Annotated in this window: 19 protein-coding genes, 3 tRNA genes and 1 pseudogene; 13 read left to right on the top strand and 10 right to left on the bottom strand. The window is 43.3% G+C overall.

The annotated features are described in order from the left end of the window. Positions 1–15 precede the first annotated feature (15 nt). From QL919_RS00115 to QL919_RS00100, 4 genes are all read right to left on the bottom strand, one after another. Positions 16–1,674 (bottom strand): AarF/UbiB family protein, encoded by a 1,659-nt coding sequence (locus QL919_RS00115; RefSeq protein ID WP_290187633.1) that lies wholly within the window; start codon positions 1,672–1,674, stop codon positions 16–18. Between the two features lie 188 nt (positions 1,675–1,862). Beyond that, on the bottom strand, positions 1,863–2,567 hold the full coding sequence (locus QL919_RS00110; protein ID WP_290187632.1) for a hypothetical protein: 705 nt from the start codon (positions 2,565–2,567) through the stop codon (positions 1,863–1,865). Between the two features lie 159 nt (positions 2,568–2,726). After that, positions 2,727–3,587, bottom strand: coding sequence for a bifunctional demethylmenaquinone methyltransferase/2-methoxy-6-polyprenyl-1,4-benzoquinol methylase UbiE (gene ubiE, locus QL919_RS00105; RefSeq protein ID WP_356649772.1), 861 nt, complete (start codon positions 3,585–3,587; stop codon positions 2,727–2,729). A gap of 415 nt (positions 3,588–4,002) precedes the next feature. After that, positions 4,003–4,713 (bottom strand): hypothetical protein, encoded by a 711-nt coding sequence (locus QL919_RS00100; RefSeq protein WP_290187630.1) that lies wholly within the window; start codon positions 4,711–4,713, stop codon positions 4,003–4,005. Between the two features lie 514 nt (positions 4,714–5,227). On the opposite strand from QL919_RS00100, the gene QL919_RS00095 reads away from it, so the two are divergent. Then, positions 5,228–6,823, top strand: coding sequence for an ATPase (locus QL919_RS00095; RefSeq protein ID WP_290187629.1), 1,596 nt, complete (start codon positions 5,228–5,230; stop codon positions 6,821–6,823). Between the two features lie 726 nt (positions 6,824–7,549). Next, complete coding sequence (locus tag QL919_RS00090) at positions 7,550–9,157, top strand: inorganic phosphate transporter (RefSeq protein ID WP_290187961.1); 1,608 nt, start codon at positions 7,550–7,552, stop codon at positions 9,155–9,157. Positions 9,158–9,536: 379 nt separating this feature from the next. Here the strand turns inward: QL919_RS00090 and QL919_RS00085 are convergent, their stop codons facing one another. Continuing rightward, complete coding sequence (locus QL919_RS00085) at positions 9,537–11,183, bottom strand: aminotransferase class I/II-fold pyridoxal phosphate-dependent enzyme (protein WP_290187960.1); 1,647 nt, start codon at positions 11,181–11,183, stop codon at positions 9,537–9,539. A 416-nt stretch (positions 11,184–11,599) separates the two neighbouring features. Here QL919_RS00085 and msrB point away from each other — a divergent pair, with 416 nt between their 5' ends. The 4 genes from msrB to QL919_RS00065 all read left to right on the top strand — a co-directional run bounded on the left by msrB (position 11,600) and on the right by QL919_RS00065 (position 13,148). After that, the gene (gene msrB / locus QL919_RS00080; RefSeq protein WP_290187628.1) at positions 11,600–12,025 is read left to right on the top strand and encodes a peptide-methionine (R)-S-oxide reductase MsrB; all 426 of its coding nucleotides are present in this window, start codon (positions 11,600–11,602) and stop codon (positions 12,023–12,025) included. A 160-nt stretch (positions 12,026–12,185) separates the two neighbouring features. After that, entirely contained in the window at positions 12,186–12,671 is a 486-nt protein-coding gene (locus QL919_RS00075; protein WP_290187627.1) for a glutathione peroxidase, read from the top strand. 275 nt (positions 12,672–12,946) lie between these two features. After that, positions 12,947–13,022: transfer RNA gene (locus QL919_RS00070), tRNA-Val, on the top strand. A gap of 49 nt (positions 13,023–13,071) precedes the next feature. Next, a tRNA-Asp gene (locus QL919_RS00065) sits at positions 13,072–13,148 on the top strand. 390 nt (positions 13,149–13,538) lie between these two features. On the opposite strand, the gene QL919_RS00060 is transcribed toward QL919_RS00065, so the two are convergent. After that, positions 13,539–15,014 (bottom strand): ATP-binding protein, encoded by a 1,476-nt coding sequence (locus tag QL919_RS00060; RefSeq protein ID WP_290187626.1) that lies wholly within the window; start codon positions 15,012–15,014, stop codon positions 13,539–13,541. Positions 15,015–15,153: 139 nt separating this feature from the next. After that, a pseudogene (locus QL919_RS00055) lies at positions 15,154–15,822 on the bottom strand (heavy metal response regulator transcription factor); the annotation flags it as partial. Positions 15,823–16,141: 319 nt separating this feature from the next. Here QL919_RS00055 and QL919_RS00050 point away from each other — a divergent pair. The 3 genes from QL919_RS00050 (at position 16,142) to QL919_RS00040 (ending at position 18,248) form a co-directional block, all read left to right on the top strand. Next, positions 16,142–16,768 (top strand): DUF411 domain-containing protein, encoded by a 627-nt coding sequence (locus QL919_RS00050; protein WP_290187625.1) that lies wholly within the window; start codon positions 16,142–16,144, stop codon positions 16,766–16,768. 56 nt (positions 16,769–16,824) lie between these two features. Beyond that, the gene (locus tag QL919_RS00045; RefSeq protein ID WP_290187624.1) at positions 16,825–17,292 is read left to right on the top strand and encodes a DUF305 domain-containing protein; all 468 of its coding nucleotides are present in this window, start codon (positions 16,825–16,827) and stop codon (positions 17,290–17,292) included. Between the two features lie 212 nt (positions 17,293–17,504). Further along, positions 17,505–18,248, top strand: a complete 744-nt coding sequence (locus QL919_RS00040; RefSeq protein ID WP_290187623.1) for a DUF305 domain-containing protein — start codon at positions 17,505–17,507, stop codon at positions 18,246–18,248. Between the two features lie 243 nt (positions 18,249–18,491). Here the strand turns inward: QL919_RS00040 and QL919_RS00035 are convergent. From QL919_RS00035 to QL919_RS00025, 3 genes are all read right to left on the bottom strand, one after another. Then, positions 18,492–18,567 (bottom strand) — tRNA-Asn (locus QL919_RS00035). A gap of 310 nt (positions 18,568–18,877) precedes the next feature. Continuing rightward, positions 18,878–20,080, bottom strand: a complete 1,203-nt coding sequence (locus tag QL919_RS00030) for a pyridoxal phosphate-dependent aminotransferase (protein ID WP_290187622.1) — start codon at positions 20,078–20,080, stop codon at positions 18,878–18,880. A gap of 187 nt (positions 20,081–20,267) precedes the next feature. Next, the gene (locus tag QL919_RS00025; RefSeq protein ID WP_290187621.1) at positions 20,268–20,477 is read right to left on the bottom strand and encodes a hypothetical protein; all 210 of its coding nucleotides are present in this window, start codon (positions 20,475–20,477) and stop codon (positions 20,268–20,270) included. Between the two features lie 179 nt (positions 20,478–20,656). Here QL919_RS00025 and QL919_RS00020 point away from each other — a divergent pair, with 179 nt between their 5' ends. From QL919_RS00020 to QL919_RS00005, 4 genes are all read left to right on the top strand, one after another. Continuing rightward, positions 20,657–21,208, top strand: coding sequence for an acyl-CoA thioesterase (locus tag QL919_RS00020; RefSeq protein ID WP_290187620.1), 552 nt, complete (start codon positions 20,657–20,659; stop codon positions 21,206–21,208). Between the two features lies 1 nt (position 21,209). Continuing rightward, positions 21,210–21,965: a DUF2059 domain-containing protein gene (locus tag QL919_RS00015; RefSeq protein ID WP_290187619.1), complete on the top strand. Its 756-nt coding sequence runs from the start codon at positions 21,210–21,212 to the stop codon at positions 21,963–21,965. A 416-nt stretch (positions 21,966–22,381) separates the two neighbouring features. Continuing rightward, positions 22,382–24,493, top strand: a complete 2,112-nt coding sequence (gene uvrB, locus QL919_RS00010; protein WP_290187618.1) for an excinuclease ABC subunit UvrB — start codon at positions 22,382–22,384, stop codon at positions 24,491–24,493. Positions 24,494–24,736: 243 nt separating this feature from the next. Beyond that, a complete protein-coding gene (locus QL919_RS00005; protein ID WP_290187617.1) occupies positions 24,737–25,798 on the top strand; it encodes a histidinol-phosphate transaminase in 1,062 nt (353 codons plus the stop codon). Positions 25,799–26,187 lie beyond the last annotated feature (389 nt).

Genomic DNA, 26,187 nt, shown 5'->3' with positions numbered 1-26,187 from the left:
TTAAAAGTCAGCGCTCTAAGCCAGGATACGCCAAATAACGACAATGATGGCCAACAGATAAAGGATAGGGGCGAACCAACCGACTTGTGTGGCAATAGCAATGAATACGGCAAAACCCGATAGCGCTAGCCAATCACGGCGGCGATCATTAAGCATGTCAGCGCGTATTTGCTGTATTTCTCGTAGCTGGCTGTCTTGTCGCGATCCCTGTGAGGCAAGGCTTTGTAGTCCTTGATCTAGCAACTTGGGAATGTCAGTCGTTGATAATAGAATCTCGGGCAACTGCTGACGCAGATGTTGCAGGTTACGCATCGGATCGAGTTGTTCTTTAATCCAACCGCTTAAAATAGGCTTAGCCAGTGACCAAATATCAAGATCAGGATATAAGTCGCGCCCCAATCCTTCGACATGTACCAAGGTTTTGAGTAGCAGCATTAACTGTGGCGGAATACTCATATGATGGCGGCGCGCGATATCTAAAATCTGCATCAAGACACCAGCAAAGTCGATATCATTAATGGATTTTTGTAGCATTGGACCGACAGTGCGTTTCATATCACGCATGAGCGCATGCTTGTCTGCACTTGGTGGTATCCAGCCCGCTCGGCTAACAATATCCACCATCGCCGTAAAGTTATTATTCATCACCGCCAAGAGCATCCGCGCGACGATGAGCTGATCGTCTTTCGATAATGTACCCATGATGGCACAATCAAGCCCAATATAGCGTGGCTCATGACCCAAATCAATCGCTGCCATATCTGCAGAGAGGGTTTTAACCGGTGGTGTCTCTACAAAGACATTGCCCGGATGCATATCAGCATGAAAAAAGTTATCGCGGAATACTTGGGTAAAAAATATCGTTAAGCCTTTTTCTGCCAGTGCTGCACGGTCATAACCAAGCTTATCAAATATCTCAACCTGCGAGATAGGAACACCTTGAATACGCTCCATCACCATGACATTTTTAGCCGCATCATAAACTTCAGGCACATACATCAATGCTGAACCCAAAAAGTTATTGCGCATCTGCGTGGTGTTGTCTGCCTCTAAGGTCAAATCTAATTCATTAAGCATGACTTGGCGATAATCTTCGACAATGTCGATGATATGGATGGCACGCGCCGCTTCAATACGTGCCGATGCCCAACTGGCAAGTTCACGCAGTAGCTCAAAGTCAGAGATAATGGTAGTACGAATATCAGGGCGAACCACTTTTACTACTACCTCACGACCATCATGCAATGCGGCCGTATGCACTTGGGCGATGGAAGCTGCTGCTAGTGGCTTAACATCAAAACGGGCGAATAGCGTTGTGATAGATTGACCGAGACCATGTTTCGGGTCTTGGATTTGGGCAATGGCAACGTCCGAGTCGAAAGGCTTGACCTTATCTTGTAGTTGTACCAATTGCTCGATAATCTCAGGTGGCACCAAGTCGCGGCGCGTCGAGAGCAATTGTCCCAGTTTCAAAAATAACGTACCCATATCTTCAAGCGCATACTTAATGGCATTGGGCTGATGTTTTTTACCCCAAGCTGCCCGATGCGTACGAATCAGACGTGCCAAAGGTTGCAGCTGCGGTACCTCTTCGAGAGGAAGGTGTGTATCAATACGATACATTGCGGCAATGCGCCAAAGTTCACGTAGTCGGGCATGGTGGGATAGTAGCATGGGATATGGGTACTCTAAAAATTCAGAAATAGGGTGGGCGCTGTGCCTATGGTTTGTTTGATTTCTCCTACGAAAGCGATAGTCAAACAAACCCTAAGCGTAATGAGTTATCAATCGTTTATTTGTCATTCAAAACATAAGTTATTAAGGAAACCAGTGATTCATGAACCAATTAGCCACTAAGCAAGCTACTGATGAAACGAATTATTGATAAAACGCGTCTGCTCTTCTTTGATAGCAGCAAGCTTGGCTTCTTCACGCTCAACGTCAGCGCGCAGTTTTAATAGCTGCTGTTTGAGGTCATTGACTTCAGCCAGCTCAACAGGGTCAGGCACACTATTACCCGCCACATCATTGGCCCAATCACTGACGTCATCAAAAGCGCGTTTGGCACTATGACGCCAGCTGCCTTTTAGCTGTGAGATGAGAAGATGTAATTGGCTAGCCATAGGCTTACCGATGAAGGGCTCTAGCTGTCCTGCGACATCAGGGTCAAACCCTGCCACCAACTGCTTTAGCTGCATCAGCACTTTATAGTCCCCAGCGATAGGCAGGTTACCCTCAGTGCCGCGCATGAGATTGAGCAGTTGCGCTGGATTGTCTACGGTGATAATACAGTCTGGTCGGCTATGACCCAAACGCGCGCGCTCCATACTGGCTTTTTGGCGTTCGCTTGGACTACCGCTTGGCTCAAAGATACTGTCTGTCGTTACCGGCTCAAAACGCAAGCGTTCATGGGTAAATAGCACGTCCAAATTGACTTCAGGCATTGCCATATTCAATCGCAATACTTTGCCTGCAAGCGGTGCTAAGCCTGCTTTGGTAATCTCATCGCTTGCAATGGCAAGGTTAATCAGCTTCTCGGCACCAGCCAAAAGTAGGACAGTCAGCATAAGGCTCTCGCATATTTAGTTGAGCGCCTTTAAAAGCGCTAAGGTTATTTAAGTCAGTGGTTAAGTCGCTTAATGGTTGAAATGACTCAGTAGATCAGTGAATTAAATACCACGACTCATTAATGTTCATAGTGCTATCGTATGATCACAGTATTAACGCTACGCTTTAAAGCCACGATGCACAGCGACGATACCAGCGGTAAGATTATGATAATCGCAGTTTTCAAAACCTGCTTCTTGCATCATTTGCTTAAGCGTCTGTTGGTCAGGATGCATGCGAATGGACTCAGCTAAGTACTGATAGCTCTCGGCGTCATTAGCAATTAGCTTACCCATCACAGGCAGTGCGGTAAATGAATACAAGTCGTATGCTTTAGATAGTGGCTCAAATACGGGTTTTGAGAACTCCAAAATCAATAAACGACCGCCTGGCTTTAGCACGCGATACATAGATTTTAGGGCAGCATCTTTGTCTGTCACATTACGTAGACCAAAGCTAATGGTGACTAAGTCAAAACTTTCATCATCGAATGGTGCAAGTGTCTCAGCGTTTGCCAACACAAAATCCACATTATTACAGCCAGCATTAATCAAGCGCTCACGACCGACTTCTAGCATCGCCGCATTGATGTCTGATAACACCACATGACCATTGCGACCGACTTCACGGCTGAATACCTTGGCCAAATCGCCCGTACCGCCAGCGATATCAAGTACATGCTGACCTGCGCGTACGCCTGATAAGCTAATCGCATAACGCTTCCACAAGCGATGAATACCAAAAGACATCAAGTCATTCATGATGTCATATTTTTTGGCAACTGAAGTAAAGACGTCAGCGACGCGTGCTTGCTTCTCTGCTTTGTTGACTGTCTTATAACCAAAGTGCGTTTGCTCATTGCCATCAGTATCAGGCGTATGAGGGTTATTGATGTCATCACGCTGGTTAAAAAGCGTTTGTTTGGCAGTTTGTGCTTGCGTAGCCGTGTTGTTTTCGCTGTTGTGTATCGTGTTTGGCATAGTTGTCTGTTGGCCTTGTGGGGTTCCAGTTGGTAAGTCTTGCACTTGGGTAAAGTCATTACTCTTGCTGCTATCGACTGCGGCATTTTGATTCAGTGTCGTATTAGAAACATGGCTTTGACGCGCTTGTGCTTGGGCGGTGATGTTTCGGTTATTAGTGATACTGTCTTTGATCAGCTTATCTTGCAGATGAGCATGAGGAGTCGCATCAGTCGCAGCGTTGCTGTTAGTACTATCAACTGGGTTATTAGTAGGGTTTTGATTGGCTTGGCTAGGGCTGTTATTTGAATGTTCAGTCATCGCATTATCCTATTGTTCGTTTTTATGATGGCGTATTTAAGCACTGTTGCATCATTGTCCAAGCATGGCTCAATAGCGTTAAGCAGCGCAGTTCGCATATGCATTATTTAGCCTATCATACACCAAACGCTGCTGGCATACCGCCATTATCCGTGTCATGAACCTGATCGATAATCATCAGCTCACGCTCACAAAACGGCTCGATAAAACCGCTAACACTCTTTAGTGGCTTCATGGCTTTAAACCCTGTATCAATAAAGTCGTAAAGCGGTTGAAAGTTATAGCGATACGCAGTGCCTTTAGCCAAGGCAAAGGCTTTTTTAAGCATGAATGAGTTTAAGTGCTTGTCAGTGCGATAGCAGACTTCTTTAAGATTGCCAATCTGTACTCGGCGCTCATCTGCCTCATCGACGGCTCTATAAGCGGCTAACATATTGTCTTCGGTAACTGGTAAATCTTGGGCGAGTAGCCACTGAGCCAAATGTAAATCTAGCTCAATCGCCAAAATAGCCGCTTGGATGCCCATGCTGCCTGCTTCTAAAGCAGATTCTTTAGCCAAACGTTCAAGCTTTTGTGCTTTAGGAAGAATGCGCTCTAACTGTTTTGCCAGTAGTTTAAATTCTTCACCGCCATATAACTGTGTCAAGAAATAATCCGCCATCAACTGGTTTTTTGGTTGTTCAAATAGTGCGCTATGAGTACGCTTAATACGCGCTTGCTGCCATGATTGAACTTCTTTGAGCTTGGTGTTTAATGCTTCATCTTCATGATGAGGTAGCGCCCAAAAACGGGTTAGATGCTGCTGCAGGTCGGCTAAAGCGGCCATGTTAAAAGTCCTATAAAAAGTAAATAATGTTATCAAATTAGCGATAAAGTGGTTTTTTATAAAAAAAGTAGCTGTCTATAAAGGTAACTCTCTATAAATATAACTACGAATCACAATAGGCATTATAAATCACAGTAACTATCAAAGTATTAAGGCTATTTTAATACAGCCTCAGAGATGGTGCTCACCTTAAAAGAAAATAAAACAGAATACAAATGTCAAACTGTTACATAGCAACGTTATTTACTCAATTAATCGAATGCTAAGATTAGGGTACTTCAACACGAATACTTGAACAGTGAGTGACAATTTTCTAAAAACAGAATAATACAAATATAGTTTGTTTATACAAATAATATAGCTAAATGACCATACTTGATGAGAATATAACGAGTCTAATTATGTCGAAAAAAAATGATACTACCGAATCAGAGGTACTACAAGCCGTGAGTGAGCAGTTAGCGAACAAGTCGTTGAGCAGCGTTTAAAACCTAATCCATTAAGTCAGTTTTCGATGGATAAAGATACACTTAGGTTGGCGCTGGTTACCGCACAGTACGCCCTGCGAGCCACTCGGCAACAGACGCCGGCAACTGTTAATAAACCAACTGGACTGTTGGTGCTGGTCAACGGTATGGAGCAGGCTGGTAAGGGCACAGCAGTTAAGCAGTTACGGCAGTGGGTGGATCCGCGATTATTAAAGGTTGAAGCAACCATTGGTGACTGTCCATTAGCGTATCAGCCGCTTTGGCAAGCGCATACCAAGGCGATGCCACGCCATGGTGATGTGATGGTTTATTTTGGCAACTGGTATGCCGATTTGCTTTATAACGTCATGCGTATGGCGTCTCCAGAGAGCTCAGAGAATGACACTGAGAATAAAAAATCTAAAAACAAACACTCAAAAAATAAAAAGCGCAAAAACAATGTCGATGAGCCGTCATTGCCAATTGTAGAGTGGCAGGCATATTTACAGCAGCAGCTTGTGAAGTTAAAAGCGTTTGAACAAGATTTGGTGGCCAATCAAACCAGAGTGTTGAAGTGCTGGTTTCATGTCGATATTGAGACATTACAAGAGCGCCTAAACGATGACGAGGCTGATCCGCAGTTCTTATATCAAATTGATTGGAACAGTAAAAAAGTGATTGAGACCTTTAATAATGTGGCAACCGCTCTGCTACGACAGCAAGATGACTGGATAATCATTGATGGTGAGGACAAGTCAGATGCCGCTGACCATTTCTGTCATGAAGTATTACAAGCGATGCAAAATGCGTTAGCGAGTAGTAAGGCAGATATTGACGGCGAGGTACAGACACAGTCGCTGTCTGATAAAAACACTCAGCAAGAAGCTGATGTAAAAATCTTTGAACCTGTCGAGATTCCTAACCAGCTAATAGATATCGACAATGCTGATATCAAAAAATCTGACTATAAAGAAGCATTGGCAAAAAAGCAGGCACGTTTGGCTGAGTTGTTACGTGCCCGTAAAGGTCGTCATGTTGTTTTTGCCTTTGAAGGAATGGATGCTGCTGGCAAGGGCGGTGCCATTAAAAGATTGGTCGCACCGCTAGACCCACGTGAGTATCAGGTGTACAACATTGGTGCGCCAATGCTATATGAGTTACAACATCCTTATCTGTGGCGTTTTTGGACGAGATTACCCAATGAGCAGACTGATCGTATCAGTCGCATCGCCATTTTTGACCGGACATGGTATGGACGCGTATTGGTTGAGCGCATTGAAGGTTTTGCTGCAGATAATGACTGGCAGCGTGCCTACGATGAAATCAATCGATTTGAGGCAGATTTAGCCACCGCTGGAACCATAGTCATCAAGTACTGGTTGGCTATCGACAAAAAAGAACAGTTGGCGCGTTTTGAAGCTCGCAAGGAGACACCGCACAAGCAGTTTAAGCTTACAGAGGATGACTGGCGTAACCGTAAAAAATGGGAGGATTACGTGCAGTCGGCTGCTGATATGCTGGCACGAACAAATACAGACCATGCACCATGGTGCGTGATAGCGACCAATGAAAAACGTCAAGCGCGTCTAGATGTATTAGATCATGCGATAGAGCAACTATCGGCAGCGTTGTTAGATCGCTGATAGATTGAGTGCTTATTAAATCTTGAATTAACCAGTATAGGTGCTGATTAAAAGTACTGATTAAAGAAGTAGCGTCAGTATGTGTATGTCGATTATTAATATTTTAGCTGAGGGTCATTGGATGAGTGCTCGGTGGTGCGACGATATTTCTACGGTAAGTAAAGTCTTATAAATATAATCAGAAACTTGTTTATGCTGCAAAATATAACAACAAAATTTCACTAAATGAACCTGTTACTTAAGCCATAAGCTCACAGTTACAAATCTCGCAATATCATCATGCATTATGCGTCTATATTTAATATAATAGGCGCGTAAAGTTTCCTGCCGCGTACTAAAAATGGTGAGCAGATGGGGCGCTTTAATTATTTATACTATTATCAGCTTATAAGAACAGCAGTACCAAGATAGCTACTATAAAACCTCTAAGCCGCAAGATGCTGTAATCAGAAGATTTGGCAATATCACTTGCGGCTTTGTGGCATGTTTAGAGGTGTGTTTTTAGCTTAATCAATGTCTTATCAATACCTTTAGACAATCTCAAACTTAAAAAAGTAGAAGTGGTAGTAAGAATGTAGTTATTTAAAAAGTTAGTCATTTAAAAATTACGTTGCATGATGGCATAAGTCATTAGGTTGACAGATGGTTGAACCAGCATCGTCACTAATCGCGCAACGTATTCAATCGCATATAATTTCAATCAGCTTACGCAGGACGTATCAACGTATGGGTATTAGCAGCAGTTCTACAGGGTCAACTAAAGCAGTCGGCTCTATGAGAATCAATCTATTTTTTGCCATTTTACTGATTGCGATGACCGCCTACTTTTTGTGGTGGGGTCTAGATTACACAATGCGTCAGCAGACGACGCTATTTATTGTGGCAACCGCTTTTGGTGTCTTTATGGCATTCAATATTGGTGGTAACGATGTTGCCAACTCCTTCGGTACTTCCGTTGGGGCAGGGACATTAACCATCCCGCAAGCGTTAGGCATCGCCGCGATATTTGAAGTATCGGGCGCGGTGTTGGCAGGCGGTGAGGTGACGGATACTATCCGAAGCGGCATTGTTGACCTAGACGGTCTGTCAGTGACACCCAACCAGTTTATTTACGTGATGCTCTCAGCACTTATCGCTGCTGCCTTTTGGTTGTTGTTTGCCACTCGTAAAGGTTTGCCGGTATCGACCACGCACTCTATCATCGGCGGGGTGGTCGGAAGTTCTATCGTATTGGGCTTTGATTTGGGTGGTAGTGCTACCGCTTTATCAACCGTCAATTGGGGTACGATTGGTACCATCGCCATTTCTTGGGTGTTATCACCGCTCCTAGGCGGCGTACTGTCCTATCTGTTATACGGTCAAATCAAGAAAAATATCATTGAGTATAATGATAGAACAGAGGCGCACATCGCGTCACTTAAAGGTGAAAAAAAGACGCTAAAACAAAATCACAAATATTTTTTGAGCGGTCTAACAGAATCAGAGCAATTGGCTTACACCTCGGCGATGTTGCGTGATCAAGAGATTTATAAAGACGATGACTGTGATGTTGAGGATTTAGAGACCGATTATTATAAAAAGCTTCATACCATTGAACATGAGCGTACCAACCTTGATACCCTAAAAGCACTAAAACAATGGGTGCCAATCATTGCTGCTGCTGGTGGCGCGGTGATGACCTCATTGGTTGTCTTCAAAGGCCTGAAAAACGTCAACGATGGCTTGACGACGCTACAGGGTTTTTTAATCATGGGCATGATAGCGGCGCTTGTGTGGCTCGCGACCTTTATCTATACCAAGAGTATTCGTGGTAAGCATAAAGAAGATTTGACCAAAGCGACGTTCATTATGTTTAGTTGGATGCAGGTATTTACGGCATCAGCTTTCGCTTTTAGTCATGGTTCAAACGACATCGCCAACGCCGTCGGTCCTTTTGCCGCTATTATGGATGTTATCCGTACCAATAGCATTGCCACAGAGGCTGCAGTACCGCCTGCTGTGATGTTGACCTTTGGTGTTGCGCTTATCGTCGGTCTTTGGTTTATCGGTAAGGAAGTCATTCAAACCGTCGGTACCAACTTGGCAAAAATGCACCCTGCTTCTGGCTTCTCAGCTGAGTTGGCGGCAGCGGCGGTTGTGATGGGTGCATCGACAATGGGTTTGCCAGTATCAAGTACGCACACGCTGGTTGGTGCTGTACTGGGTATTGGTATCGTCAATAGAGACACAAACTGGGCACTGATGAAGCCTATCGGTTTGGCATGGGTTATCACGCTCCCTGCGGCGGCGACAATGTCTGCCATCAGTTATGTGGTGTTAAGAAATATCTTCTAAACTGCTAGTTTTCAACGAAATAGCTAGGCTACAGTTATATAGTCAAAATATCCTAAAAACGCTACGGTATTGCTGATATAAATTTTTTGTAGCCTCTGTCTGCGCAGGCACAGCAAGCAAGAAAAATTGATATCAGCAGCGTGTGATGTATCGATATTACTTTTCACTGACTAAATCATTGCCTATAGTCGGAGCACTTTTAAACCGCTACGGTGTTACCCGCCCTAGATGTACTTAGTGTACTATCTGCGGTCGGTCGCCTTGTAGCGATTTTAAAATTCCTTGACTATAGCAACCAATGCTTATTGCTTCATTTAGCTCAATAAAAAACGCTTACCAGCACCATGCTGATAAGCGTTTTTTTATGTCTTTTCACTCTTTACTCAGTACCAAATTGTTGGCGTTTTTTGGCAAAGAAGCGATCTAAGCGATCCATGGCATCTTCTAAATCATGTAAGTTTGGTAGAAATACTAAGCGGAAATGATCTGGTTTATCCCAGTTAAATCCTGTGCCTTGCACCATCAAAACGTTCTCTTCAACCAACAAGTCCATCATAAACGCCATATCATCTTCGATAGGGTAAACGTCAGGATCCATCTTTGGAAAGCAATAAAACGCACCTTGTGGCATGGTGCAAGAAATCCCTTTAATCGCATTAAGACGGGAGACGGCCATTTCACGCTGTTTATAGAGGCGTCCACGCTCTGAGGTGAGCTCCTTCATGCTTTGATAACCGCCCATCGCTGTCTGAATCGCATATTGACCTTGAACGTTGGAACATAGGCGCATAGATGCCAGCATATCCAAGCCTTCGATGAAGTCAGCGGCATGGTGTTTTTTGCCAGATACCATCATCCAACCTGCACGGAATCCGGCAATACGATGCGACTTTGATAGACCGTTATAGGAGAGTACAAGCACATCATCAGTCAAGGTGCTCATTGGAGTGTGTACGGTATCATCATAAAGAATACGGTCATAAATCTCATCAGCCATGATGATTAAATCATGCTCTTTTGCCACTTCGATGATTTGTAATAGCAGCTCATCGCTATAGAGTGCACCAGTTGGATTATTGGGGTTGATAACCACAATGCCTTTGGTTTTAGCCGTGATTTTAGATTTGATGTCTTCGATATCAGGGTGCCAGTTGTCTTCCTCATTACAGCGATAATGCACAGCTGTACCACCGGAAAGATTAGCAGCTGCCGTCCAAAGCGGGTAATCTGGCATTGGGATGAGTATTTCATCACCGTCATTCATGAGCGCTTGCATGGTCATCACAATCAGCTCAGACACACCATTGCCCAGATAAACATCACGAACATCAACTGCCGATAGCAGTCCTTTTGATTGGTAATACTGCAATACCGCCTTACGGGCAGAAAAAATTCCCTGAGAGTCAGAATAGCCCGTCGCTTCTGGCAAGTTCATCGCCACATCACGTAAAATCTCATGCGGTGCTTCTAGACCAAAAGGTGCTGGGTTACCAACGTTCAGCTTTAAAATACGTTTGCCTTCCGCTTCCATTCTATTAGCCGTCTGCAGTAATGGACCACGAATGTCGTAGCATACGTTTTGTAGTTTATCGGATTTTTTTATTGTGTTCATAGAGTGACCACTCATAGGGTTGTGTTGTGAGTTTTTGGCTGCTTGACTTGTCATTGGTTGAGCGTTGCTTGCTTGCTTGCTAGGTGCTGGGTTTTTATTAGTAGCAGTTATGCTTTGGGTTGAATCTGCGTCGCTATCGATGTTGATATCAATATTGGCTTCACTTTGCAGCTCACCACGGAGTAGGTAACCTTCGCTGCAGCCTAGGATACGAGCTAGTGTTGGCAGTTTAGAGGAAACAATACCATTGGTGCCGCATTCCCAGTTAGAGATAGCGCCACGACTGACCTTTGCACCTGCTGCTGTCATTGCTTGCGCCAATTGCTCGGCCGTCATACCTTTATCGCGGCGCAATTGAACCAGTCGTTCGGCTTGTGTGCCTTTGCTAGCCTGCAACTCTGTGCTATCAGTCATCATTATTCACACCTTTTATTAACCAAGCAATGTATTTGTAATAGAGAAACACCCAATAAAGTAATTCGCCACAATCCAGTACTAATGCAAGATATTATTGCAAATCAGACTCTAATGCAAGTATGTAAATATCTATCATTCAAATTAATTTTAAAATTATAAAAAATGCAAGAATAACTTGCATTTATAGGTTGTACGGCTTTCCCTGTGGTTTCCAGAGACTGAGTGCTCAGTGCTCGTTCAAGCGAGCATTTTTATAATAACTACCTTAAATAAGCACCTTGAATAGTCAGCCAATAAGCAGCAGATAAAGGCTATCGTTATCATAAAAACGAACGATAACGTTTTGCAAAAAAATGACAAATAACCATTGAGATAACTATTCATTTCATCCAAACATTCCATAAGGATAAACGATGCAAGACAATCAATTAAGCAAAGAAGAAATCAGCCAGCTGACTGAGGCTGATTGGAAAGAGCGCTTGAGTGCCGAAGAGTATCATGTGATGCGGGAGAAGGGCACAGAGCGTCCTTTTACTGGCGTTTATAACGACATCAATGATAAAGGCATCTACCGCTGTAAAGGCTGCGGTGCAAGCTTGTTTGAGTCGGACAATAAGTTCGACGCTGGTTGTGGTTGGCCAAGCTTTGATCAAGGCATCGATAATAGCGCCATCGATGAGCACGTTGATAACTCTCTAGGCATGCGCCGTACCGAAGTCACATGCAGCAATTGCGGCGCGCATTTGGGTCATGTATTCCCTGATGGACCGCGTGAGACCACAGGCATGCGCTACTGCATCAACTCACTATCTATTGATTTGGATAAAACCGAAGAATAAGTATCAGTGGTTTGGCTAAAACCAGTGGTTCAGTTAAAATAAGTATGATAAGAAGGAAGTACGTGGTGCTTCCTTTTTTGTTATAAGTTTTATGTATACTGTTTATAGAGTAATAAGGTTTAAACCATCAATAATAAAACAATCAATTTAAGGATGAATGATGAGTACTATTTATGAGTTTGCCGCTGAACGTATCGACGGCACTTCGCAAGCCTTTGCGGATTATCAAGGCAAGGTGTTATTAATCGTCAATACCGCCAGCAAATGTGGCTTTACGCCGCAGTTTGAAGGGCTAGAGGCGCTGTATCAACAATATAAAGACAAAGGGTTGGTCGTGATTGGTTTCCCTTGCAATCAATTCGGTAGCCAAGATCCGGGCAGTAATGATGAGATCGGTGCATTCTGTCAAAAGAATTACGGCGTCAGCTTTCCGATGATGACTAAGGTCGATGTCAATGGCGATACTGCCCATCCGATTTTCGAATGGCTAAAAAATCAAAAAGGCGGACTGCTGACAGATGGTATTAAATGGAACTTCACTAAGTTTTTAATTGGCTCTGATGGACAGGTCATTGACCGTTATGCGCCAACCACCAAGCCTGAAGCGCTTAAATCCGATATTGAGCGTGCACTAGCCAATACGTAAAGGGCTTAAGCAGATATATTGGTAATGGGTAAAATATAAAGTTATTAAAAACAAAGGCTTGTTAGAATTTCCGATAAATTTATATAAAATACGCTAAAAAAGGCTAAATATCATTTGACAGCCATGTGTAAATCTATATAATACACACCCACAGAGCGAGGCTTTAGTTAGTTATCTTCTGTTGAAAGTTATTTGAAGGGTGACAACTTTAAATATGAAAACTTTCAGAAAATCCTCTTAAAAGATTTCTATCCTGAACCTACGAACGGTTCTCAGGGTGATTAGCTCAGTTGGTAGAGCGTCTGCCTTACACGCAGAATGTCGGCGGTTCGAATCCGTCATCACCCACCACTTATTAGCAAGTGAACCTGTACAAGGGTTAAATGCTAAAACGACCTAAGCAGCGGTAGTTCAGTTGGTTAGAATACCGGCCTGTCACGCCGGGGGTCGCGGGTTCGAGTCCCGTCCGCTGCGCCATATTTAAAACAAATTTAGACTTTCGAGTTTAAGCAAGTTTCGCCTCAAGTATTAGTTTACTTGAGGTTTTTTTGTGTCTGAATTTCCGCTTAAAGCTCATTAATAAAGAGCTTTCAACCCTTCTCATTATCGAATTAAAACTAAGTGTTACTGTAATACTCAAAATGACTTTCTATAAGAAGGCCATAGTCAAAATATCCTAAAAACGCTACAGTATTGCTGATATTAATTTTTTGTAGCCTCTGTCTGCGCAGGCACAGCAAGCAAGAAAAAGTGATATCAGCAGCGCGTGATGTATCGATATTACTTTTCACTGAATACATGTCTTTAAAACTAGTTACTTAATTGCTCAGGGGGTAAGTGGTAACTGAGCGGTTGTGGTTTCTAGATTTAATAAGGGTCACGGGTTTGGGTTTTTTTTAATAACTGCACATTAACTTGAAATTCGTAGTCATCTTTGATGGTAATACTGACCTTGCCGTTATGGGCATGTGCGATCGCTTGTACGATGGATAAGCCCAATCCTGTACCCGAGTGCTGACTATTGGTTTTGTCATGACGATAAAAACGCTCAAACAGCTTATTGGCTTCTGCTTGCGTAAGAGGTTCGTTTAAACGATTGGTAATGGTGATTATTGATGACGGTTGCTGCATGGTTTCTTTTAGCACGTGCGTATTGTTTGTAATGACGCTATCAGTGCTAGAGACTGCCGCAATAGTAATGACGCTGTCACTGGCGGCATAGTAAATCGCATTGGATATCAGGTTAGCAAACAGCCTTTGTAATAAGCTCTCATCACCCAATACCGCATCAAAGTGGCCTTTTTTCTCAAAAGATATACCTCGCTCTTCGGCTATCAGCTCAAAATAATCGATAAGCTTGGTCATTAATGACTCGGTATCGACAAGATTGAGCTGTGAGTCATAGAGACCTTTTTGGGTTTTTGCGAGCAAGAGCATATTGTTAATCAAAGCCGATAGTTGCTCGAGCGTATCGTGTTGATGATGCAACTGTTCAACATATTCCTGACTGTCTCTGGGCTTGCTGAGCATTACCTGCGTTTGGGTGCTCAAGGTCGCCAGTGGCGTGCGCAGCTCATGAGCGATATCATCTGAAAACCGCGATAGCGAGTCAAAGTTGTGCTCAAGTTTATCCATCATGGCATTGTAAGCGTTAGCTAATGGGCGCAGCTCGCTAGGCATTTCAGCGACGATGATCCTATCGTCTAGCTGCTCGGCATTGATGCGAGTCATCTTATGACTGATGGTAGATAAGGGCGCAAATCCCAGATACACACTAAGCGCTGCCACTGACACCAATATAAAGGTAATCGCACTGAGTATCAGAATGAGATGGCTGTTGAATTGCACAAGATACTGATGGTGCACATCGATCGGTAGCGCGATTAACGCTAAGCGTGTGGAATGCTCAATGACGATGGCGCGGAAATGACGGTTATCAAGCTGTAAATCAAAGGGTTGGTCGTGGTGCTGCTGCCATAATTCTTGTACCAATCGGCTATCATTGAACGTATTAACGAAGTCTGTCGGCTGACTGCTAATCACTTGTCCGTTAAGGTCGGTGATGACAGTCTTGACCTCATAGCCCAGCCCAGAAGTTTCTAACGCTGATGGCTGCCTATTGATTGGGTGATGCTGGTCATCAGGCGGGATGTCCATGATGTGTTGGCGCAAATTAAACGCTGCATGAGTCAAAATCTCTGCGTCCATCTGTTCAAAATGATCATTAACCGAGCGCTGTATCCAAGTGTATAAAAAGACTTGGGAAATCAGTACGCATACCGTCAGCAGTAGGATAGTGCGCCACAATAATGATAAGCGTCGATTATGCGAGTGATATCCCATGCTACTTCACTTCAGGGTAATTGGTTTTAGAGGCTAGGTTGGTATCTATAAATTTAGTAGCGTTAGTAGTATTTATATTGCTTGGAGTATTTTTATTATTGTTGGCTCCATTAGTCGCTTTAGCGTCGACATCGATAGCTTCTAATTTATAACCCATGCCGCGTACGGTATGAATGAGCTTAGTTTCAAAGTCATCATCGATTTTGATTCTTAAGCGCCTTATGGCCACGTCAATCACATTGGTATCGCTATCAAAATTCATATCCCATACTTGCGAGGCGATCACAGAGCGCGGCAATACCTCGCCTTGGCGCTCAAGCATAAACTGCAATAGAGCAAATTCTTTTGCGGTTAATTTGATGGGCAGCTCAGCTCTCTGTACGCTACGCTTAGCGATATCCATCTTTAAATCATCACTATGCAGCACTGTGCTGGCGTAGTCTGCTTGATTGGCACGGCGCAGTAGGCTCTTGATTCTAACCAGCAGCTCAGCGAAGGCAAAAGGCTTGGTCAGATAGTCATCACCGCCAATCTCAATACCTTTTATGCGGTCGCTGAGGTCATCTTTTGCGGTCAAAAATAACACAGGAGTAGTATTACCAGCTGCTCGATAATTACTCACTAGTTCAAATCCACTCACATCAGGCAGCATCACATCCATCACCACGACAGTGAAGTCTTCCGTCATAAGGGCATGATAACCATCTAAGCCGGTTGTTTTATGCTCAACGAGAAATCCCGCCTCGCTTAGACCTTTCTTAATATAGTCGCCAAGCGATAACTCATCTTCGACTAACAATACTTTCATAGCATACTCGCGCCGATTGTTTGGGGTGATATCAATATATGTGCCAACTGTTATAGTGAATCCTAAATAAAAAGAGTACAGCTTTTACAGCGTGCTACTGGTATAAGTTTTCTTTGCTTGCTGTGCGACTGCGTCACTCCAGAGGCTGCAAAAAACTCATCCCAGTAGCACCGTATCTATTTCATAGTGGATCGACTATATTTATGATAAAGCAATACTCAGCGCGGTAAGATGACAAAATTGTCATCTTGGCGTCATCTGCTTGTCAGAGTCATTCTGCTAATTTGACTTTATATTAAATAACTCATGAGAAGTGACCATGATGCCTTTCGCTACTAAATCTACTTTGAAATCTGATAGTCATATGCCCAAGCTTATTCGAGGGTCAGCCATATTATTAACCGCTGCCATATTATCAGCTTGCGGGCAGTCTGACATCAATGCTGCTAGTGGCAATACTTCTAATGCTAGCACTGCTGAGACAAACGCTCCACAAGTAACGCAAACCATGACAAATACTCAGGTTATCAATCCAGACTTACTAAAGAACGTATCAGCCACTGTTTATAAAGATGCCAATTGTGGCTGCTGTAAAGAGTGGATAGGTCACGCAGAAGACAATGGTTTAAACGCAACGGCGAATGATGTTGCATACTTGGCATTGTTTAAAGACCGCTACGGTGTACCGACTGATATGCGCTCTTGTCATACCGCGGTTACCACCGATGGGTATGTATTTGAAGGCCATGTCCCTGCCAAGTATGTGGCTGAGTTTTTGGCCAATCCGCCAAGCGATGCCATCGGGCTGGCGGTACCTGGTATGCCAGTCGGTAGCCCTGGTATGGAATATCAAAACCAGTTTATGCCGTATCAAGTCATGCAAATGAACAAAGATGGTACAAGTCAGGTATATGTTAACGTAGAGTCCGCAGAACAACAGTTATAAGCTATAAGAAAGCCTGTAAGTTTTGGCTGTTTTTCAGCATTGATGGAGATTGACTTATGAATCATACACAGCAAAAAAAGATGAACCCTTATGTGAAGTTCACCCTCATGATTCTAACGTCTACGGTCGTGATGTATATCATGATGTACTTCAATACCTATGAGTGGGATCACGTTTATTTCAGTGAGACCAGAGCTTATATGGCGCTATATATGGGCGCAGGTATGGCGGTGATTATGCTCGCCTTTATGAGCAATATGTATAAGAAAACTAAGGTCAATTTAATGATGTATGGTCTGAGTGTATTGCTATTTGCCGTGGGTATTTGGGGCGTTAGATCACAACAAACCGTTGATCAAGTCGATTGGATGCAAGCCATGATACCGCATCATTCGATTGCTATCTTGACCAGCTCGAGAGCGGATATAAAAGACCCCAGAGTAAGGCAGCTTGCCGATGACATCATCGAAGCACAAGAGCGTGAAATCAAGGAGATGCAGGCGCTGATTGAAGAGCTAGAGTAAGTGTCTTATTAATTATCTTAAAGCCTTTTTTTCAAGGGTTTTAGCTTTCAAAAACTTTTAATACATAACAAATCAAGTGACTTTTTCCTAAGCTGGCAAATCTTAACGGATTTGTCGGTTTTTCTTTGAGCCATGACGGTTAAACATAATAACTGAACCCTAATAACTGAATTTAGTAACTGACTCTATTAATTAAAATTTAAGGATTTACCATGAAAACCCTAAAGAGCTCACGTTTTGCCGTTCTTACTGTCAGCATCAGTGCGGCACTCATGCTTAGCGCTTGTCAGCCTGCCAACGATGCAGTTGAGACCACCGATGCAAGTACAACAATAGCCACTACAACCGAAAATGTGGCAGCAGCGGATAATGCTGCTACAGATGCGCATGCTGGTCATGATATGACAAGTGGGTCGATGACAGCCATGCATAAAGAGTACAATGACTCCATGACGGTCATGCATGATGAGATGATGGTTGGCATGGGATACAATGATCCTGATGCTGCCTTTGCTCAAGGCATGCTCGGTCATCACATCGGTGCCGTCGACATGGCAGAGATTCAGCTAAAGTATGGCACTGATGCCGAGATGCGTCAGTTAGCACAAGAAATCATAAATGCGCAAAAAGCAGAGATTGAGCAGATGCAAACTTGGCTTGCAAGCAACCCTGACGCAGCTGAGCCAACTCCTGATACTGAAGCCATGCAACAAGCCTATGCTGACGGTATGGATGCAATGCATGATGATATGATGGCTGGTATCGCTGATCCTAACCCTGATATGGTATTTGCTCGAGGTATGTTGCCACATCACGTTGGTGCAATCGATATGGCAGAAGTACAGCTCAAATACGGTAAAGATGCAGAAATGCGTAAATTGGCAGAAGAAGTTATCGCTGCACAGAAAGCTGAGATTGAGCAAATGCAAAACTGGATTGCCACTCATGGTGGTTAATTACTGAAGGCTTATTTTTGATCTTTCTCTTGCTCTTTATGCTTAGAAGGTTTGGCATTGTTAGAAAATGAAAGGCAGTGCTCTAGAATCTAGAGCGCTGCCTTTTTTATGATTAAGGTATCGTTACTTGTCTTATTGGATACAAAATAATCAGCCATAAAAAAACCCTCATCAAAGTGATAAGGGTTTTGGCAAATGCCATAATTGAATCACAGATGACTCAAGTAATTTACAACTAAAATGTGGCTCTCCAACCTGGGCTCGAACCAGGGACACACGGATTAACAGTCCGTTGCTCTACCAACTGAGCTATTGGAGAATAGGCTGTAAGTGTTTAATGACTTACAACGAGCCTTAGTAAGTCTCTAACGAGTTCTTGCTAAGTGGGGCGTATTCTAGCAAAGATAAAAAATACGTCAAGCCTTTTTTTGCATAAATGACAAAGTTTATGGTTTTAGTAGGGTGATTGGTGGTTTTTTACGCTTTTAGCAAATTAAACCGCTAAAACACCCGTAAAAAAAGACGCCCACATAAAGAGAGTGAGGCGTCTTTTTTGACAGCTTGTTAATCGTAAGGTTACTTAGATTAAGTGTCTTTTTATGCTTATTTGAAACTGCTTATCGAAGTACTTATTTAGCAACGTCTAACTCAGCCACTGCTTTTTCGATACGTGACAATGCATCTTTTAGCGTCGCTTCGTCAGTCGCGTAAGAGATGCGCATATAGCCACCAAGACCAAATGCGTCACCAGGGACGACTGCTACGCCAACCTTGTCTAATAACCATGCTGAGAACTCAGTACATGATGATAGGCCAGCCGCTTTGATAAGTGGCTTGATTTCAGGATAGACATAAAAAGCGCCATCAGGACGCAGGCAAGTAATACCTTTAATGGCATTAAGACCATCGACGACCAAATCACAACGCTTCTCAAAAGCTTCTACCATAGGTGTTAGTACGCTTTGGTCACCACTAATAGCGGCTTCGGCAGCGACTTGGCTGATAGAAGTTGGGCATGACGTTGACTGTGATTGTACTTTTTTCATCGCACCAATCAGCTTAGCAGGGCCACCAGCATAGCCGATACGCCAGCCTGTCATGGCATACGCTTTTGAGACGCCGTTTAGGATAATGGCACGCTCTTTTAGCTCAGGCGCGGCGTTTAGAATGTTGTAGAACTTGTCACCCGTCCAGCGAATGTGCTCGTACATGTCATCTGAAGCGACATAGACTTGTGGGTGCTTCTTCAATACTTCAGCGATGGCTTTTAGCTCGTCTAAAGTATAAATCATACCTGTTGGGTTAGATGGGCTGTTCAACACCAACAACTTGGTTTTGTCAGTAATGGCTGCTTCCAACTGTTCGGCAGTGATTTTGAAGTCTTGTGACGCTGGGCACTCTACGATGACTGGCACACCTTCAGCAATGATGACCATGTCAGGATAGCTCACCCAATACGGTGCTGGAATGATGACTTCATCGCCTGGGTTGATAAAGGCTTGAGCAAGGTTAAAGAATGACTGTTTACCACCAACAGATACTAGGATTTCGTTTGGCTCATAGCTGATGTCATTATCACGCTTAAACTTCTCAATGATGGCTTTTTTGAGCTCTGGCGTACCATCAACAGCGGTGTACTTGGTAAAGCCGTCGTTAATTGCATCAATTGCCGCTTTTTTGATGTGCTCTGGCGTATCAAAATCAGGTTCGCCAGCACCTAGACCAATGATGTCTTTACCAGCTGCTTTTAGCTCTTTGGCTTTGTTGGTAATCGCTAGCGTTGGTGATGGTTTGATGTTATTGACGCGGTCAGACAGTTGCAACTCGCTCATGAGAGATCCTTTTGTGTATTGAGGTGGGATTGTGAAAGCTACGGCTAATTATATAACGTTTTTCTCATTATCAGGACATGATGTCAGGCAGTTTGAAAAAAAATATCGTTTTAAACGTTTGTGAGGATAATAAGTTAATGAACGCTAAGCCTACATGCGCTTGGTTTAGTATTGTAACACGCTGATATTATGCTGTCGCATGGGGCTCGTAACAAAAAATAAAGCAGTCATAAATGGCTTTATCAATGTTATGTTGGTCAAATAACTGAGTATCTTCATCATTCAAAATGAGGACATGCTCTAAGACGGTATTTACATAATTTAGACCATTGGTCGACAGATGACTGTTTGCGCTATCACATACGCTGCTGTATAAATGATACCCAGAATCAATCATATCAAACTCAAAAGTAAGACTGAATGCAGAACTTAAAGTAAAGTTAGTAGTGACAAAGTTGCTTAATCACTTAGCCTTTAGTGCAAGCGTTAAGCCAAGCTTACTTACTACTTTTACTTTTTACTCACTATGGTTATGTTGGGGAAAGGTATCAGTCTTAGACAATCGTAAGGAACATTATGCCGCAATTCAATACCAGCTCAACAGCCAAAAAAGCCCCTTTAAACCATGAGCTATATATGTCGGTGCTCATGACGCCTGATATGGCAAATTTCATCGGCAATGTGCATGGTGGTGATTTACTCAAAATGCTTGATCAGGTCGCTTATGCTTGTGCCAGTCGCTATAGCGGCAACTATGTGGTGACGCTGTCTGTCGACCAAGTGATGTTCCGTGAGCCTATCTATGTCGGTGAGCTTGTCACCTTTGCTGCTAGTGTTAACTACGTGGGCAATACCTCAATGGAGGTTGGTATTCGTGTGGAAGCAGAAGACGTGCGGGCGCGTACCGTTCGTCATACCAACAGTTGCTACTTTACGATGGTGGCTATCGATGACAATGGTAAGCCAACACCTGCGCCGCCTCTCAATATCAAAAGTGAGATGCAACAGTGCCGTGCAGATGCAGCGTTAGAGCGTAAAAACTCACGTATGGAGAGCTCGCATCGTCCGAGTTGTGACTTTGGGCAAATGGCTGATGAACCTAATGGCACGCCAATGGATCAGAAGTAATATGAAAAACATTATTAACCATGCTAAATCGAGCGTCATTGAGCCTAGTTTTCGCAAGCGCTTACTTAAAAATAGCGTGCTAAGATTTTCGTCAAGTACATTGTTAAGCGCATCGTTAAGCGCATCGTTAAGTACGTCACTATTGATGGCAGCAACAGTGATTGGCATGTCACAAGCGCAGGCTGAGCTAGTGATTCATAGTGAGTTTAATAATCCTGTTCAGCAGCAAACAACATCCTTTAATAAGGGTGTTTCTAGCGCTAATATGCCGACCGATACCTCTATTATTAAGCTGATGCAAGTGATGCATATTGACGAGCAAATCCAATCTATCGTCAACGGTCAACAGGCGGCTATCGATGCCATCAACACCCAGACCCAACAACAGGCTCAAAACCGCAGTCAGCAAGCCTATGACAAACCATTAAACAAGCGTCAACGCCAGCTACAAGAGCAAATCCAAAGTGTTTTAGGTCAATATGCGAAGATTATGAGCAATGGAATAGGCGAGGCGACAGACGAGCAAACTTTGACACAAGCTTATATTAGTGCAGCTAAAACGCACTATACACAACCGGAAGTCGATGCCCAAATTAAATTCTACGATACGGAAATGGGTCAAAGTATCATTGCCAAACAGCCACAAATTACGGCTGCCTTTTTACAGCAATCCTTGCCAACAGATACCAGTGAAACTGAAGCGCAATTGGGCGAGCTGTTACCGCAAATGAAGCAAATAATTAAAGGGGTTTTTTAGAGTGTTCTGAATAATTAGCTTTGAATATTTGTTTTTGAATGTTTCTTTTGAAAATTTAGCTGTAAAGCCTAATGAATAATTGAGTTGTTAGCGTATAGAACGTATAGAAAAGGTCACTCATAAGGTGACCTTTTCGCTTTCATACCACTCTTTGGTAATAAGTTTAGTTCGTTATCAATCCTTACAGATTAACGCGCTCACTCACATGGTCATAAAAGACACTTATAAAAATATATCAAAAATAGAAGATTTATAAACGGATGTAGTGGGCTGAAAGTAGTACTGCTAAGTCTTGGATAAAACCTGCAATTATCCTTTAAAAAGAGTGGTTTGACCCCCATATTGTTTTAAACCTTACCTCTTATAATCTTTTATAACTATTATAACCTTTTATAAAAATCAGGAAGAAAACCATTATGCGAATGCCTGAACCGCGCTCGTCGCGTCAGTTAAACCAATTGGCCACTCAGCTGCAAGGCGAAGCTGAAATTAGTGGTGTCAATGCGTCAGGGACGCAAATATCAAGTCGTGCCTTTGAGATGGTCACGGACTTTGAACCAGCAGGGGATCAGCCGCAGGCGATTGAAAAGTTAGTGAAGGGTATCAATTCTGGCATGGATGAGCAGCTATTACTCGGTGTGACGGGTTCTGGTAAGACTTTTACTATGGCCAAGGTAATCTCTGAAACTCAGCGCCCAACTATTATCATGGCGCATAACAAGACGCTTGCCGCGCAGTTGTATGGTGAGTTTAAGTCGTTTTTTCCGAATAATGCGGTTGAGTACTTTGTCAGCTATTATGACTATTATCAGCCCGAAGCTTATGTCGCAGCCAGCGATACTTTTATCGAAAAAGACAGCGCTATTAACGATCATATTGACCAAATGCGCTTGTCAGCAACGCGGGCATTATTAGAGCGCCGTGATGCGATTATTGTCGCCTCGGTATCGTGTATCTACGGTTTAGGCGACCCAGAAAGTTATTTGAAAATGCTATTGCATATTGTCGTCGGCGACAAAATAGATCGTACTGCGACGATTAAGCGTTTGGTTGAGATGCAATATACGCGTAACGAGCTGGACTTTGGGCGTGGTACTTATCGCTTGCGTGGGGAGTTATTAGACATTTATCCAGCTGAGTCCGAGCAGCTGGCTGTGCGTGTGCATCTGTTTGATAATGAAGTCGAGAAAATCACGTGGTTTGATCCATTGACTGGCAAGACGGTACGTAAGGTGCCACGTATTACTATTTATCCAAAATCGCATTATGTGACTCCGCGTAATAAATTAGAAGCGGCCAGCCATACTATTCGCGCGGAGCTTGAGCCACGTTTAGAGTATTTCCGCGATAATAATAAGTTGATTGAAGCGCAACGTCTTAAAGAGCGTACCCAGTATGACCTTGAAATGATTCAGCAGCTTGGCTACTGTAACGGTATCGAAAACTACTCACAGCATCTCTCTGGTCGTCCATCAGGGGAAGCGCCACCGACCTTGTTTGATTATATTCCAGAGGATGCGTTGTTATTTCTTGATGAGTCGCATGTGACCGTATCACAAATCGGTGCGATGTATAAAGGCGATAGATCGCGTAAAGAGAACTTGGTCAATTACGGTTTCCGCCTACCAAGTGCGATGAATAATCGCCCGATGAAATTTGAAGAGTGGGAGCGCATTAAGCCTAAGACTATCTATGTGAGCGCCACGCCAGCACTGTATGAGTTAGAACACAGTGAGCAAGTGGTTGAGCAAGTGGTGCGTCCAACGGGTCTGATTGATCCAGAGATTGAGATTCGTCCCGTGCTTACGCAGGTCGATGATGTGCTGTCGGAGATTACCAAACGTCGTGAAAAAGACGAGCGTGTGCTTATCACCACACTGACCAAGCGCATGTCAGAGGATTTGACCAGCTATCTCAAAGAATACGATGTCAAAGTCGCGTATTTGCATTCGGACATCGATACCGTCGAACGTATGCAAATCATTCATGAACTACGTACGGGCGTGCATGATGTGCTGGTCGGCATTAACTTGTTGCGTGAAGGTTTGGATATGCCCGAGGTGTCATTGGTGGCGATATTTGATGCGGATAAAGAGGGCTTTTTGCGTTCTGAGCGTGCTTTGATTCAGACTATTGGTCGTGCCGCGCGTCATATCAACGGTAAGGCTATTCTCTATGCTGACCGTATTACACCAAGTATGCAAAAGGCGATAGACGAGACCGATCGTCGTCGTGAAAAGCAAGTGGCTTTTAACCTTGAACATAACATCACACCAAAAGGTGCGCGCCGAAGTATCACGGATAAAATCGATACTGGTGATGACTTGGATGCCAATGATAATCAAGCCATTCCAGTTAAGAGTAATCTGCCTGATGTCGATATTAATATCTTGCGCAGTCCTGACTTGCTGGCGAAAGAAATCAAACGCCTTGAGAAGCAAATGCAGCAGATGTCACGCGACCTCAAGTTTGAGGATGCGGCAAAAACGCGTGACAAAGTGCTTGAGCTAAAAGCACATCTGATTTAATAGATTCATTCCACAGTATTTAATAATAGAGAAGGTGAGTTGCATATTTTGTAGCTCACCTTTTTTTTGTGCTTGGTGTCTGACGCTTATTACTGGAAGCTAAAGCGTTTTTTTGTCCGCTTATATTGATAACTAATATTTGGCTATTAGGTAACTTGTAATTATACCAAATGCCACTTAATATGATATCAAGCAACGGCATGTGTTTTATTACTCACGGACGAATTAGGCGGATTATCTATCATGCATACTAATAATACTCATGAATTACTTAAATTAGACTTCAATGAAAATTCCTTAGGTATGTCAAACGCTGCCAAAGAAGCCGTCATCAAGGCGTTGGTTAGCGGAGCACGTTATCCAGATAAGCAACGCGCTAAATTAATGACTAAAGTGGCCGTTATGAATGGCGTGCCTGAACAACAGGTTTTGTTAGGTAATGGCTCAATTGAGAGTATCAGAGCTGTGATGCAAATGCTGTATGACAAAGCATTAAACACAAACGTAGCGTTTCAATTGGTCATTCCAGCCCCAACCTTTGGGTGTGCAGAGCGGCATGCACGCTCCCTAGGCGTCCCAGTAGTCAAAGTACCATTAACTGCCGATAGCTATGATTTGGATTTCAAAAACCTGCAAAAAGCTGCCGATGAATTTAATGGTATCACCTTGTTTTATCTGTGCAATCCTAACAATCCAACGGCAATCATGACTAACACAAAGGTACTTAAAGCTTGGATAAAAGATGCGCCGAAAAATCATTACTTCCTATTAGATGAAGCCTACTTTGAGTATGTTACAGATCCGAGTTTTGAGAGTGGGGTTGAGTGGGTAAAAAATGAACTATCAGATAACCTGATTGTTGTTCGTACCTTTTCAAAACTGTTTGGACTGGCCGGATTGCGTGTGGGTTATGCGATTGCAAATCCGCAGACCATCTCAGAAATTGAGTCTTTAATGTCTACGGATAACATCAATATATCAGGTGCTGTTGCTGCCATAGCAACGCTAGAAGATGAGGATTTTTTGGCGCACAGTCTGAAAACCACTACTCAAGCAAGACAAATGATGGAGACGGCACTCGATGAGCTAGGACTGCGTTACTTACCCTCGCAAACCAATTTTATTTTTTATGAGATAAAAGGCGATGTTCAAACCTACATTGATAGAATGAGGGAGCATGGAATTGCGGTCGGTCGAAAGTTTTCTTCTATCCCAAACTACAATCGCCTCACACTGGGTACGCCCGAAGAGATGATGATTGTTATTAAAGCGTTGCAGTTATTTCGTGAGAATGGTTGGGTGTGACTGATAATATAGGAGGGTGGCTGTAATACAGGTGAATAAATACCCAAAAGGTAGGTGGCACAGGCTGTCTGTTATCTTTTTTTTGAGAAGTGCTGCAAGCCCAAAATTTGCCTATTGGGCGATAGATGTTACTATTGAAAAAGCGTTTAAATTTTGTTTCGAGGACCGCTTGTAATCAAGTTTGATGACAATTAATATGGCACCCATTACTCACTTATCAATTAGGCCAGTTATCTATTGTGCATACTCACAACTTACTAGAACCCCACTCTCAACTTCGAAAGTGATTGAAAAAAGAAGAGCACCTCACTAATCTATTGTTTTCGACCAAGAATACAATGGAGTTGTGAGATGCCCATAGACGAATTTATCATCAATATCTATTTAAT

Origin of the sequence: Psychrobacter sp. APC 3426 (assembly GCF_030408035.1) — a bacterium.
Lineage (GTDB): Bacteria > Pseudomonadota > Gammaproteobacteria > Pseudomonadales > Moraxellaceae > Psychrobacter.
This window is presented reverse-complemented; position numbering and strand designations above follow the sequence as displayed.

What these genes read in the sequence shown, in the direction of transcription:
- QL919_RS00115 (WP_290187633.1), bottom strand. Translation starts at nt 1,674, where the DNA reads ATGCTACTATCCCACCATGCCCGACTACGTGAACTTTGGCGCATTGCC.
- QL919_RS00110 (WP_290187632.1), bottom strand. Translation starts at nt 2,567, where the DNA reads ATGCTGACTGTCCTACTTTTGGCTGGTGCCGAGAAGCTGATTAACCTT.
- ubiE (WP_356649772.1), bottom strand. Translation starts at nt 3,587, where the DNA reads ATGCCAAACACGATACACAACAGCGAAAACAACACGGCTACGCAAGCA.
- QL919_RS00100 (WP_290187630.1), bottom strand. Translation starts at nt 4,713, where the DNA reads ATGGCCGCTTTAGCCGACCTGCAGCAGCATCTAACCCGTTTTTGGGCG.
- QL919_RS00095 (WP_290187629.1), top strand. Translation starts at nt 5,228, where the DNA reads ATGGATAAAGATACACTTAGGTTGGCGCTGGTTACCGCACAGTACGCC.
- QL919_RS00090 (WP_290187961.1), top strand. Translation starts at nt 7,550, where the DNA reads ATGGGTATTAGCAGCAGTTCTACAGGGTCAACTAAAGCAGTCGGCTCT.
- QL919_RS00085 (WP_290187960.1), bottom strand. Translation starts at nt 11,183, where the DNA reads ATGACTGATAGCACAGAGTTGCAGGCTAGCAAAGGCACACAAGCCGAA.
- msrB (WP_290187628.1), top strand. Translation starts at nt 11,600, where the DNA reads ATGCAAGACAATCAATTAAGCAAAGAAGAAATCAGCCAGCTGACTGAG.
- QL919_RS00075 (WP_290187627.1), top strand. Translation starts at nt 12,186, where the DNA reads ATGAGTACTATTTATGAGTTTGCCGCTGAACGTATCGACGGCACTTCG.
- QL919_RS00060 (WP_290187626.1), bottom strand. Translation starts at nt 15,014, where the DNA reads ATGGGATATCACTCGCATAATCGACGCTTATCATTATTGTGGCGCACT.
- QL919_RS00050 (WP_290187625.1), top strand. Translation starts at nt 16,142, where the DNA reads ATGATGCCTTTCGCTACTAAATCTACTTTGAAATCTGATAGTCATATG.
- QL919_RS00045 (WP_290187624.1), top strand. Translation starts at nt 16,825, where the DNA reads ATGAATCATACACAGCAAAAAAAGATGAACCCTTATGTGAAGTTCACC.
- QL919_RS00040 (WP_290187623.1), top strand. Translation starts at nt 17,505, where the DNA reads ATGAAAACCCTAAAGAGCTCACGTTTTGCCGTTCTTACTGTCAGCATC.
- QL919_RS00030 (WP_290187622.1), bottom strand. Translation starts at nt 20,080, where the DNA reads ATGAGCGAGTTGCAACTGTCTGACCGCGTCAATAACATCAAACCATCA.
- QL919_RS00025 (WP_290187621.1), bottom strand. Translation starts at nt 20,477, where the DNA reads ATGATTGATTCTGGGTATCATTTATACAGCAGCGTATGTGATAGCGCA.
- QL919_RS00020 (WP_290187620.1), top strand. Translation starts at nt 20,657, where the DNA reads ATGCCGCAATTCAATACCAGCTCAACAGCCAAAAAAGCCCCTTTAAAC.
- QL919_RS00015 (WP_290187619.1), top strand. Translation starts at nt 21,210, where the DNA reads ATGAAAAACATTATTAACCATGCTAAATCGAGCGTCATTGAGCCTAGT.
- uvrB (WP_290187618.1), top strand. Translation starts at nt 22,382, where the DNA reads ATGCGAATGCCTGAACCGCGCTCGTCGCGTCAGTTAAACCAATTGGCC.
- QL919_RS00005 (WP_290187617.1), top strand. Translation starts at nt 24,737, where the DNA reads ATGCATACTAATAATACTCATGAATTACTTAAATTAGACTTCAATGAA.